The organism is Bacteroides sp. RTP31139st1_H2_RTP31139_211217, from assembly GCF_040227615.1.
In the GTDB taxonomy this organism is placed as follows: Bacteria; Bacteroidota; Bacteroidia; order Bacteroidales; family Bacteroidaceae; genus Bacteroides; species Bacteroides uniformis.
On sequence record NZ_JBCNZM010000142.1, the window covers coordinates 1 to 12,579 of the forward strand.

The 12,579-nt window shown below is 48.2% G+C and carries 10 protein-coding genes; 7 read left to right on the forward strand and 3 right to left on the reverse strand.

Features of this window, described 5'->3' with window-relative positions:
* The 4 genes from ABUA47_RS18710 to ABUA47_RS18725 all read left to right on the forward strand — a co-directional run.
* A partial coding sequence (locus tag ABUA47_RS18710) for an ABC transporter permease (protein WP_349831884.1) occupies positions 1-650 on the forward strand: 650 nt, incomplete at its 5' end.
* Between the two features lie 24 nt (positions 651-674).
* A complete protein-coding gene (locus ABUA47_RS18715; protein ID WP_005827694.1) occupies positions 675-1,358 on the forward strand; it encodes an ABC transporter ATP-binding protein in 684 nt (227 codons plus the stop codon).
* A gap of 21 nt (positions 1,359-1,379) precedes the next feature.
* Positions 1,380-3,683, forward strand: coding sequence for an ABC transporter permease (locus tag ABUA47_RS18720; protein ID WP_035448585.1), 2,304 nt, complete (start codon positions 1,380-1,382; stop codon positions 3,681-3,683).
* Between the two features lie 19 nt (positions 3,684-3,702).
* Positions 3,703-6,006, forward strand: a complete 2,304-nt coding sequence (locus ABUA47_RS18725) for an ABC transporter permease (RefSeq protein WP_035448582.1) — start codon at positions 3,703-3,705, stop codon at positions 6,004-6,006.
* 151 nt (positions 6,007-6,157) lie between these two features.
* Here the strand turns inward: ABUA47_RS18725 and ABUA47_RS18730 are convergent, their stop codons facing one another.
* Complete coding sequence (locus ABUA47_RS18730) at positions 6,158-7,513, reverse strand: MATE family efflux transporter (protein WP_347774443.1); 1,356 nt, start codon at positions 7,511-7,513, stop codon at positions 6,158-6,160.
* Positions 7,514-7,631: 118 nt separating this feature from the next.
* On the opposite strand from ABUA47_RS18730, the gene ABUA47_RS18735 reads away from it, so the two are divergent.
* The 3 genes from ABUA47_RS18735 (at position 7,632) to ABUA47_RS18745 (ending at position 10,128) form a co-directional block, all read left to right on the forward strand.
* Positions 7,632-8,279 carry an HAD family hydrolase gene (locus ABUA47_RS18735; protein WP_005837215.1) on the forward strand — a complete coding sequence of 216 codons (648 nt, stop codon included), beginning with the start codon at positions 7,632-7,634 and terminating at the stop codon, positions 8,277-8,279.
* Positions 8,280-8,348: 69 nt separating this feature from the next.
* Positions 8,349-9,170, forward strand: a complete 822-nt coding sequence (gene panB, locus ABUA47_RS18740) for a 3-methyl-2-oxobutanoate hydroxymethyltransferase (protein WP_034523185.1) — start codon at positions 8,349-8,351, stop codon at positions 9,168-9,170.
* A complete protein-coding gene (locus tag ABUA47_RS18745) occupies positions 9,151-10,128 on the forward strand; it encodes an MFS transporter (protein ID WP_009038365.1) in 978 nt (325 codons plus the stop codon). The genes panB and ABUA47_RS18745 overlap by 20 nt, the downstream gene beginning before the upstream one ends.
* Here the strand turns inward: ABUA47_RS18745 and ABUA47_RS18750 are convergent.
* Positions 10,104-10,475 (reverse strand): diacylglycerol kinase family protein, encoded by a 372-nt coding sequence (locus ABUA47_RS18750; RefSeq protein ID WP_008664485.1) that lies wholly within the window; start codon positions 10,473-10,475, stop codon positions 10,104-10,106. The genes ABUA47_RS18745 and ABUA47_RS18750 overlap by 25 nt on opposite strands.
* 16 nt (positions 10,476-10,491) lie before the next feature.
* Positions 10,492-12,579, reverse strand: a 2,088-nt coding sequence (locus ABUA47_RS18755) for a RelA/SpoT family protein (RefSeq protein WP_349831885.1), incomplete at its 5' end; no start/stop codon positions are given.

Below are 12,579 nucleotides of genomic sequence, written 5' to 3' on the forward strand. Positions count from 1 at the left end.
GGACGGTATATACCGAAGGGAATACATTCAATGTCGTAGGGCAGTTGAAGGATTTCCAGATAGAGAGTTTCAGAACCGAGAAGATGCCTTTCATAGCCCGTGGGAACAAGAATTTTTATGGAACGGTACATGTTCGTTTGAAAGAACCCTTTACCGAAAATCTGCAGAAGTTGAACCACGATGTAGCCGAGGCTTTCCATGACCAGACCATTGACTTTACCGGTTATGAGAAAAGGATAGAGAACAGCTATAATTCTGTCCGTGTATTCCGCAATGCCACTTTGATGGCGGCAGTGACCATGTTCTTCATTATGCTGATGGGGCTGATTGGGTATACCACCGACGAGGTGCGCCGCCGCAGTAAGGAGATTGCCATCCGTAAAGTGAACGGGGCAGAGGCTTCCGGTATCTTGGAAATGCTGTCGAGGGATATACTTGTGGTGGCGGCTCCGGCAGTTGTCATCGGTACGGTATTGGCATGGTATGTCAACGGAATGTGGATGGAACAGTTTGCGGAGCGTATTCACATCAGTTGGGCAGTATACGTACTGGTAGTGATGGCCAATTTGGTGATTATCGTAGCCTGCGTACTTTGGAAGTCCTGGCGGATAGCGAACGAGAATCCGGTGAATAGTATTAAGAGCGAATAAAACAATATTAAAACATTAAATATCATGATTGAGATTAACAACATCAGCAAAGTATTCCGTACTTCGGAAGTAGAGACGGTAGCATTGAATCACGTAAACCTCGATGTAAAGGAGGGAGAGTTTGTAGCCATTATGGGGCCGTCCGGTTGCGGCAAGTCCACCTTGCTGAACATCCTCGGGCTGCTGGACAATCCTACGGAGGGCAGTTACAAGCTGCTCGGTCAGGAAGTAGCGGACTTGAAGGAAAAGGAACGTACCCGTGTGCGCAAGGGCAAGCTGGGATTCGTGTTCCAGAGCTTCAACCTGATAGACGAACTGAACGTCTACGAGAATGTGGAACTTCCCCTTACGTATCTTGGCGTAAAGGCGGGTGAACGTAAGCGTATGGTAGAGGATATACTGAAAAGAATGAACATCAGCCACCGTGCCAAACACTTCCCGCAACAGCTTTCCGGCGGTCAGCAGCAACGTGTGGCGATAGCCCGTGCGGTCGTAACCAATCCCAAGCTGATACTCGCCGATGAGCCTACCGGTAACTTGGACTCCAAGAACGGAGCTGAGGTGATGAATCTGTTGACAGAACTGAATAAAGAGGGTACTACGATTATTATGGTGACCCACAGCCAGCACGACGCCTCGTTTGCACACCGCACGATACATCTTTTCGACGGTAGTGTGGTGGCAAGTGTGGCAGCGCAGGATTTGTAACAGACTTTTAAAACAACTTCCATGAGACAACTATATTACACTCTTCAGACACTGATACGAGGAAAAGGCTCCAACCTCATCAAGATTATTTCCTTGGGACTGGGGTTGGCAGTCAGTATCCTCATTTTTTCCCGTCAGGCATTCGAGCTCAATTATGATACCTGCTACAAGGACCATGAACGTTTGTGTCTTGTCAAAACAGTATGGTATTACAACAACGAGTATCATCCTTCGCATATAACTCTTGGACCGGTGGCTGGTACCATTGCCGAAAACCTGCCTGACGAGGTGGAGAGTGTTACCGTCACCCAGCAATGGTGGAGCAATTCGGCTTGGTTTGCCAATGAACGCCGTTTCCAGACCAATGCCATGACGGCCGATTCTTGTTTCTTTGCCACTATGGGCATTGATGTTGTCAGTGGAGACCCTCGCGAGCTGAATAATCCGGAGGTGGTCTTCATCAGCAGGGAGCTGGCCGGCAGCATGTTTGCCGATAAGAATCCCATCGGGCAGACGGTGGTCTATAACAAACAGATGTCAATGACCGTGAAGGGCATTTTTGAAGATTTCCCCGAAAACTCCAGTTTCTATGGAAGTGGTGTCGTGATGTCTCTGGCTACCTCCTTCAAGCATCATTGGGGATACTGGGGATGGGGAGGTGGAGACAGCTATATGTCCTTTGTCCGTCTGCGCCCGGGGGTGCAACTGGACGATGTGAACACCCGAATAGAGAAACTTGCCGAGCAGGTGCGCAAGAGCGATGATGTGTTTATCAGTCTGGTTCCGATAAAGGACTACCGTATGGAATTTGGTATCAGTACCATGCGTATGGTATGGATTCTGTTGACGCTGGGAACCGCCATACTTTTTATTGTGGCGATGAATTATGTGCTTATTTCCATCTCAGCCATGAACCGTCGTGCCAAAGCTATAGGCGTACATAAATGTAGTGGGGCAAATACGGGAACTATTTTCGGTATGTTCTTATGGGAGACCGGAGTCATCATGCTTTCTTCCTTGCTGCTTGTAGCGCTGCTTCTATTTAATTTCCGTGAGCCGTTGGAGGACATGCTCGACGTTAGTCTTGCCGGTCTTTTCTCTTGGGAAAACATTTGGGCACCGCTTTCAGTGATAGTCATTTTGTTTATGATAGGCGGCATGTTGCCCGGGCAGCTTTTTGCCCGCATTCCGGTGACGCAGGTTTTCCGCCGGTACACCGAAGGCAAGAAAGGCTGGAAACGTCCGCTCTTGTTTGTGCAGTTTGCCGGTACCTCTTTTATTTTCGGCTTGTTGGGGCTGGTGCTTATGCAGAGCCATTACATCACCAATAAAGAACGTGGATTCGATTACCACCGGGTGGCTTATGCTTCGGGCGTATCCTTTGACTCGGATGCGGAAAGCGATGCAAATCGTAGTGTGATGCTTTCTTTGCCTTATGTGGAAGATGGAGCTTGTAGCGGTAATCTTCTTACAGACGGATTGAGCGGAGAAGGGGTTACGACTGATAACGGGCAGTGGATGAGCATGCGTTGGGTGGAATTTGGCAAGGACTATGCCCCGTTTATGAAGTTGGAATTTGCGGAAGGCAAGAATATGGATGCCCCTGGGCAGATATTGGTCAATGAAACATTTTTGAAAATGATGCATTGGGAAGATAAACCGATAGGCAGGCAAGTGCGCAACGGCGATCGCATAGCGGGCAATATTGTAGGTGTACTGAAAGACTTTGCTACATCCAATGCCGCTTATGTGGCGGTGCAACCTATGTATGCAACTTATCTTGACCGATTTTCCGGAAACATCCAATTACGTCTGAAAGAGCCTTTTGACGATAACCTCAAGCGTTTGAACGAAGACATGGAAAAGCTGTTTCCCACCCGTGACATTGTATTTTCCTCGTTCCAAAAGGTCATTGACGACCAGAACAGTACCGTCACGGATTTCCGTAATGCAGCTTTACTGGCTGCCATAACCATCCTTTTTGTTACGTTAATGGGGTTGATTGGCTACATCAATGACGAGATACAACGCCGCAGCAAGGAAATTGCCATCCGTAAAGTGAATGGTGCGGAAGCGTCATCCATTCTCCGGCTTTTCTCGAAGGATATATTCTGGATATCCTTGCCGGCCGTTTTTCTTGGAGGGCTGGGAGCCTGGTATATAGGCGGTGTCTGGATAGAGCAGTTTGTGGAGGGAGTGGATTTTGGTATCTGCGGATTCTTGCTTATTGCATGCATTGTACTATTGCTCATCATCGGTTGTGTAGTATTCAAGGCATGGCGGATTGCCAATGAGAATCCGGTAGACAGTATCAAGAGTGAATAAAGAATAACTTCAGGAAATTATGAGGCGGCACATTTATTATACATTACAAAGCTTGTTGCACAAGCAAGGTTCCAATGCCATTAAGATTGTATCTTTGGCATTGGGACTGCTGATGTCTGTATTTCTATTTGCACGGATTGCATTCGAGTTGAGTTTTGATAACTTTTATCATGATTCGGATAACCTTTATATTGTGAAGACGGGTTGGTTGAAAAATGGAGTGTTGGAAGGTAACGAAAGTCGCTTTACCATCATTCCGATTCCGGCTGCCATTGCCGAAGAGTTTCCGGAACAAGTGGAAAGTAGCACAGTGAGCTGTTCTCTTTTTGATAATAGTTTCCAGTTGGGTGAGCGCCAATTAGATATGTCCACGGTGATGGCAGATACACTTTATTTTTCTGTACTCGGTTTGGAGATGATAGAAGGCAATCCACAGGATTTGGCGGGTCCGGATGTCGTATTCCTTTCCGCCAAGTCAGCAAAGGAGGCCTTCGGTGACGAAAATCCGATAGGGAAAACACTGCGTTATGATTTTTGGGGATATCAGACTACACTGCTCGTGAAGGGTATCTTTGCCGATATTCCGTTGAACACTTCTTTGGAGAGGCGTCCAGAGGCAATCATTTCCTTTCCTACTATAGGGCGGCATCTGAAGTGGGACCTGGGTTGGCAGAGCGGCGGAAACTACGACGGTTATCTCAGGCTGCGCAGTCCGCAGGATGCTGATTGGCTGAATGAGCGTATGTCCATAGCTATTGCCCGTCATATTCCACCGGAAAGTGGTTTAGAATTGAGCGTACGTATTGTCCCTATCCATAATCTGCATGTCGAGACTCCTCAAGTACGGAAGATGATTTGGATTATGTTCTTCCTGGGTATCGTGCTGCTTTTTACGACCGCATTGAATTATGTACTCGTTTCCGTGGCTTCGCTGACACAGCGTGCCAAGGCCATCGGTGTACACAAATGCAGCGGTGCTTCGGGAAGTAGCATCTTTTCCATGTTCATGGTAGAGACTGCTATAGTAGTAGGGCTTGCCTTGCTGCTCATTGGACTGCTGGTGTATATTTTCCACGAAAAAATGGAAGAATTGGCAGCTGTACCTCTCAGTGCTCTTTTTGACTGGCAGAATCTTTGGGCACCATTGTCGGTGATACTGTTACTGTTTATTTTAGGTGGTTGCCTGCCTGCCATGCTTTTCGCTCGTATTCCGGTGACACAAGTGTTCCGCCGCTACACTTCCGGGCGTCGTGGCTGGAAACGGGTACTGCTTTTTGTTCAGTTCATCGGAGCGGCATTCATTCTGGGGATGATGCTGATGGTCGTTTCACAGTACAGTTATGTAACGACGCGTGACCGTGGTTGGCGTCCTGAACGTGTGGCATATACCACCCAGCGGGAAGTGGATGGCAATAGCCTGCGTAGTCTTGTCGGCAGTTTGCCTTATGTGGAAGGGGTTGCTTCGGCAGAACGCCCTATATTGTGGTTCGGTTCTAACCAGCCAATTCTTGACAATCAGGGTAACGAGCTTTTCTATCCTCGTAATACCTGGTTCGACAGTGATTTTCTTCCTTTCATTGGTCTGAGACTGAAAGAGGGGCATAACTTGACGGGAGAAGGTCAGTTGCTTGTCAACAGTGTCTTTTGTGAGAAGATGAATTGGACAGACAGCCCCATAGGCAAGCGGGTGAATGATTATGGCACTGTTGTCGGGCTGTTAGACAGTTTCAGTTTTGCCGATATGCCCAACGATAATTTGCCGGTGATGGTGGAATGGACGGGGAAGACAGCTGCCACCCTGCATGTTCGCCTCAAAGAGCCATTGGATGAAAATCTCGCCCGCCTCAATGAAGAGATGCATCGGATTTATCCTCAGAAAAGCCTCGTATTCCGTTCGGTGGAGCAGGAAATGCGCAGTTATGCCGAGTCTGTACGGGTATTTCGTGATGTCACCCTGCTGGTTTCATTGACCATACTCTTTATCATTCTGATGGGACTGATAGGCTATGTGAATGATGAAATCCGCCTGCGTTCAAAAGAGATTGCCATTCGTAAAGTGAATGGAGCGGAGACGGAAAGTATTTTGCTGTTATTGTCAAGAGATGTGCTTTGGCTGGCCATTCCGTCTGTCGCCATAGGTATTGGGGGAGCATGCCGGGCCGGAAAGCTTTGGGCGAGCCAGTTCTCTGATGTTGTGCCATTCCCTATAGGCGGATATATTCTTGTAGGTTGTCTGTTGCTGTTGTTTATTGTTGTTACCGTGGTGTTGAAGGCATGGTGCATTGCCAATGAAAATCCGGTAAAGAGCATCAAGAGCGAATAAAGTTGCCGCAACATACATCATGCGTTTGGGGTAGACAGACCATCTGTTTGGGGCGAATAGATGATGTGTTTGGGCTGAATGAATGATATATTTTCGAACAATTTGTTTGTTATAACATAAAATGCAATATTTGCAGTAGAATAAATCACTTTCACCTCGCTTTTTCGGTAATTCCTGTGGGTAATCTCTTTACATATATCCACAATGCCACCGCTGCCGTTACAAAAGCAAAGAAGTCCGATACCGGCATACATATCCAGATGCCGTCCAGCCCAAAGTAATGCGGGAATATCAGTAGTCCCGGCAACAGATACAGTAATTGGCGTGTCAGCGACAAGAAGATACTGATTTTCGCCTTCCCGATGCTTTGGAAGAAATTGCCGATGACAATCTGTGCACCTACCAGCGGGAATATGGCTACGGCAATGCGTACGCCTCTGGAAGCAATATCTATCAACTCTTCATCACTGGTAAAGATGGCAGATATGGCATGGGGGAACAATTCGCAGATAAGGAAGCCTGTACTGGTGATACATACTCCGGCAATGATGGTCAGGCGCAGGGTAGCCTTCACACGGTCGTGTTTTTGCGCACCGAAGTTATAGCCTACAATCGGTTGCATTCCCATCGTCAACCCCAATACAATCATTACATAGAGTACCAGCAGCCGGTTGATAATGCCATATGCCCCGATGGCCATATCGCCTCCGTACTGTTGGAGGCTGTTGTTTACGATAATCACAATGACACATGCCGTGACGTTCATTAGGAACGGTGACATACCGATGGATAATATACTGCTGATGATGCGTTTCTTCATCTTCCAGAACCCCCGTTGCAGACGTACCACACTTGTCTTTTGCAGGAAATGGCTCACTACCCACACCATGCCGATGAACTGCGAGATGACCGTTGCCGTTGCAGTTCCCCGTATTCCCCAGTCAAATTGGAAGATGAAAATGGGAGCGAGGATTATGTTGCAGACTACCGTTACCATAGACGTGAGCATCGCTTTCTTGGGATATCCCGTGGCACGCATGATATTGTTCAGGCCAATCATGGTATAAGTGACGGGGGTACCCAGTAATATCACCTGCATAAAGTCGCGGGCATATGGCAACGTATCATTGCTGGCACCGAAGAAGCGCAGAATATCATCCAGGAATATAAATGAGATGCCGCCGAATATGAATGCATTGACCAGGCAGAACATCAGTGTGTTTCCCAATACTTCCGTTGCTCCGTCCAGGTCTTTCTGTCCCAACCGGATGGACGAAATGGTGGAGCCACCTGCCGATACCATCGTACAGAAAGCCACGACCAGATTCATCAGAGGGAAAGTAATGGCGAGTCCGGCAATGCCCATAGGACCTACGCCATGACCGATGAAAATGCTGTCGATGATGTTGTACAACGAAGTAATCGTCATGCCTATAATGGCCGGAATGGAGTACTGCACAAGCAGTTTGCCAATACGTTCGGTTCCTAATATATGCGCGTTGTTCATTTGATATGAGTCAATTAAGGAGCACAAAGGTATAAAATATTTGTTTGATTCGCAGATTATTCCCACCTTTGTACGCTATAATGTTTTGGTATTAACAGATTTAGGTAAAAGAAAGTTTATGGACACAACAAAAGCAACCGCCGTACTTTTTGATTTTGACGGTGTGGTGGTAGACACGGAAACACAGTACAGTCACTTCTGGCATGAAATGGGAAAGCAGTATTTGGGTATGGATGATATTGAAGGCAGGGTGAAGGGCCAGACGCTGGTCTATATTTATGATACCTTTTTTCCGGGCATGGCGAAGGAACAGGCCGAAATTACCGAACGGCTGAACCGCTTTGAACAGGAAATGTCATTCGACTTTATTCCCGGAGTGCTTGACTTCATTGCCGACCTACACCGGAATGGGGTGAAGACTGCCGTAGTGACCAGCTCCAACGAAGCGAAGATGGCAGCTGTCTATCGGGTTCATCCCGAAATAAAGACTCTTTTCGACCGTATTCTTACGGCCGAGATGTTTACGGCTTCCAAGCCTGCACCGGATTGTTTTCTGTTGGGTATGGAGGTTTTCGGCACAACTCCCGACACCACATATGTATTCGAGGATTCTTTCAACGGGCTGAAAGCCGGCATGGCTTCAGGAGCTACCGTTATAGGGTTGGCAACCACCAATTCCCGTGAAGACATAGCTCCGTTGTGTCATTATGTATTGGATGACTTTCAGGGATTCACTTACGATAAATTAACTCAATTGTACAAGTAATCAGAAAAAGGATTACCTTTGCGCCGAAAATTAAATTGAGTAATTGTAAATTGCCAAATTGTAAATACTATCATGGGTTATATTTCAGACGACACTCGTAAAGTGACTACACATCGCCTTATCGAAATGAAGCAGAGAGGCGAAAAGATATCAATGTTGACATCATATGACTATACTATGGCGCAGATTGTGGACGGTGCCGGGGTAGACGTGATTCTGGTGGGAGATTCCGCTTCCAATGTAATGGCAGGCAATGTCACCACGCTTCCCATCACGCTCGACCAGATGATTTATCATGGCAAATCCGTGGTTCGCGGTGTGAAGCGTGCCATGGTCATTGTCGACATGCCTTTCGGCTCTTATCAGGGCAACGAACTGGAGGGATTGGCTTCCGCTATCCGTATTATGAAAGAAAGCCATGCCGACGCCCTCAAACTGGAGGGAGGCGAGGAAATCATCGGTACGGTGAAGCGTATCCTCAGCGCCGGTATTCCCATCATGGGACATCTCGGACTGATGCCCCAATCCATCAACAAGTATGGAACATATACGGTCCGTGCCAAGGATGATGCCGAAGCCGAGAAACTGGTACGCGATGCGCATTTGCTGGAAGAAGCCGGATGCTTCGGACTGGTATTGGAGAAGATTCCTGCCGCATTGGCTGCCCGCGTGGCAAGCGAGCTGACTATACCCGTTATAGGCATCGGTGCCGGTGGCGATGTGGACGGCCAGGTGTTGGTGGTTCAGGATATGCTGGGTATGAATAACGGTTTTCGTCCCCGTTTCCTGCGTCGCTATGCCGACCTGCATACAGTGATGACGGATGCCATCAGCCGTTATGTTTCCGATGTGAAGAATTTAGATTTCCCGAATGAGAAAGAACAGTACTAACAAACTCATGACACTCAATTTTTGGCGGATGTGTACGGCAAATCTGTTGCTGTTCATATCCGTCTATATGCTTTTCCCTTTGCTTCCTTTTGTGATGGGAGAGCAGTTGGGTGTTTCCGTCGGGCAGGCGGGCAGCATGTTTCTGGTCTTTGCGGTGGCCATGTTTGCTGTCGGTCCTTTCCATGCCTATCTGGTCGATGAATATAAAAGGAAACACGTGCTCCTTTACTCCGCACTCATTATGCTGGCGGCTGTTCTGGGATATGCCTTTGTGGATGGTTATACGAAATTTCTGCTGCTTGCCGCTGTGCAGGGAGCATGTTTCGGGCTGGCAACCACAGCGGGCATTACGGTGGCCATCGACATAACGACTTCCGCGCGCCGCAGCGCAGGAAACATGGTATATGCATGGGCTGCACGCTTGGGCATGCTGGTGGGTGTTGTGTTGGGCATTGGAATGTATAAGATGTATGGTTTCCGTATGGTGACCTATCTGTCCGTAGCGGCCGGACTGGCTAGCATATTTTTCGCATCGAGGGTATATGTGGCTTTCCGTGCTCCGATAGGCGTGTCGTTGTGCAATATGGACCGCTTCTTATTGCCGCGTGCATGGGTACCTGCCATCAATATGCAGTTGATTGCTTTTGTACCGGGAGCGTTGCTGCCACTGATGTTTGTGGGCGATTACTGGTCATTGGCGGCATTGGCTGTATTGGTGTTCATTACAGTCCCGTTCATGAAGATGTTCGTCAAGCTGTCGCACCATTGCCAGCGTGGAACGGCAAACACCACTTGCCATTTGTTCATGGAGGCAGGGCTGCTGGTGGGCATGGCTGTGGCTTGCCACCTGATGGACAAAGCGCAGATATACCATGTGGCGTCTGTTGCTGCTATGCTTGCCGTATTTTTCTTTGTACTTCTGACCTATCCTTATTATAAGAAGAAGCGGGTGAGGTAAGGGATAAATACAATCAATCCTATAATGGCCGCCGTTGCAGCACATACCAGTACTGCTCCGGCGGCTATGTCTTTTACTTGCCCTGCCACGGGATGCTGTTGGGGAGACACCAGGTCGACCAGCTTCTCAATGGCGGTATTGAACAGTTCGGCTGCTATCACCACTCCGATGCAGAGAATGATTATCATCCACTCCATGCGGGTAATGCCTAAAACGAATCCTGCAATGACTACCACAGCCGTAACTATCAGATGGAAGCTCAGGTTCTGTTCTTTTCCTATGCAACACCGGATACCTTTCCAAGCATATCCGAAACTGCGCAACTGCTTTTTAAAGTCGTACTTCATGGATTATAGTTGTTGCTTAATTCCTTGAAACCTGTTTCACTCCCTTTACTGTTCTCAGTTTCTTGACGAGCGCTTCCAGATGTCCCGTATCGCTCACCATGATGGTCAGTGTTCCGGAGAACAGCCCGTCATGCGAGTCAATGCCGATGCTTCTCAAAGTAATGCCCGTTTCTTTGGAAATGATGGAAGTGATGTTGGTCACGATGCCGATGTCATCGTGTCCAACTACGCGCAGGGTGATGGGGTACTGTGTACCTTGTGACTTTCCGGCCCAGCGTGCCTTCACGATACGGTAGCCGAAACGTGAGTGCAAATCACTGGCATTGGGACAATCGCAACGGTGTATCTTGATACCTCCCGTCACACTGACAAAGCCGAATACATCATCTCCATAGATGGGATTGCAGCAGCGTGCCAACTTGAAATCCAATCCTTTCAGATTTTGATCAATGACCAGTACATCTTCTTTGGTACCTATCTCTTCCGGTATGCCTTGTTGAAGGTTATAGCCTTCAGCACTGCGGTAGACAATATCGTCGCGCGTATCATTTTCCCGTCTTTGCTGTTCCTGGTATTTGTCTATAATCTCGTTGACATCCAGTTCTTCATCGGCTATGGCTTGATAGAAGTCGGTCACTATCTTGAAACCGAGGCGCTTGATGAGGCGCATCATGGTTCCTTCATCATACTCTATCTTCCGGTTCTTGAACTTGCGTTCCAGGGTTTCCTTAGCGAAGGCGTGCTGGCGTGCAGCCATTTCCTTCAATGCCTGGCGTATTTTGGTGCGTGCCTTGGAGGTGGTTACGATGTTCAGCCAGTCCTGCTTGGGCGTCTGCGTATTCGATGTCATTATCTCCACCTGGTCACCGCTATGCAGCATTTGCTTCAGCTGTACATTCTTGCCGTTCACTTTTGCACCGATACATTTGCAGCCCAGTTTGCTATGGATGTGGAACGCAAAATCGAGCACGGTGGAGCCTTTGGCAAGTTTGAACAAATCACCTTTGGGAGTAAATACAAATACCTCGTCTTCGTACAAATCCAGTTTGAACTGGTCCATCGTTTCCAGTCCGTTGCTGTCCGAGCTCTCTAAGGCTTCGCGTACGGAAGTCAGCCATTCGTCAAGACCAGATTCACCTTTCACTCCTTTGTATCGCCAATGGGCGGCCAGGCCTCGTTCGGCAATATCATCCATGCGTTCGGTACGTATTTGTACTTCCACCCATTTGCCTTCGGGGCCCATCACGGTGATGTGCAGTGATTCATATCCGTTGCTTTTAGGTACGGACAGCCAGTCGCGTAGCCTTTTCGGGTTAGGCTGGTACATATCTGTTACGATGGAGTAGGCCTGCCAACATTCCAGTTTCTCCTTTTCCAGGCAAGAGTCCAGGATGACGCGGATGGCGAACAGGTCATACACGCCTTCGAAGGGGCATTTCTGCTTCTTCATTTTCTGGTAGATGGAGTGGATGGACTTGGTGCGTCCTTTGATATGGAACTTCAGTCCGGCTTCTTCGAGCTTCTTCTGTACCGGTGCAATGAAGGCGGCAATGTACTTGTCACGCGATGCCTTGGTCTCATTCAGTTTTTCCTTGATATGGTAGTAAACGTCCTTTTCTGTGTATTTCAATGAGAGGTCTTCCAGTTCCGACTTCAATTTGTACAGACCCAGCTTATGGGCAAGGGGCGCATAGAGATAAGCCGCTTCGTTGGCTACCTGCCGACGGGCTTCGTCATTTTCGCAGTCCTTGATTTGCCGCATGATGTTTACGCGGTCGGCAATCATAATGAGAATGACACGCATGTCCTCGGCGAAAGTCAGCAACAAGTTGCGGAAATTCTCGGACTCGATGGTAGGGCTTTTGGAATAAAGTTCGTTTACACGTATCAATCCCCGGATGATGCCTGCCACATCCTCGCCATAGATTTGCTCCACTTCCAGAGCGGTGCAAGTGCCGCAGCGCACGGAGTCGTGCAGCATGAGCCCCAGGATAGAAGCACGCTTCATTCCGATTTCTTCCGCTACAATGACAGCCGTCTGCATATCTTTGATGACGGGATTCAAACCGAATATATCACGCTGGATACGGTTGTTCTGTATAGT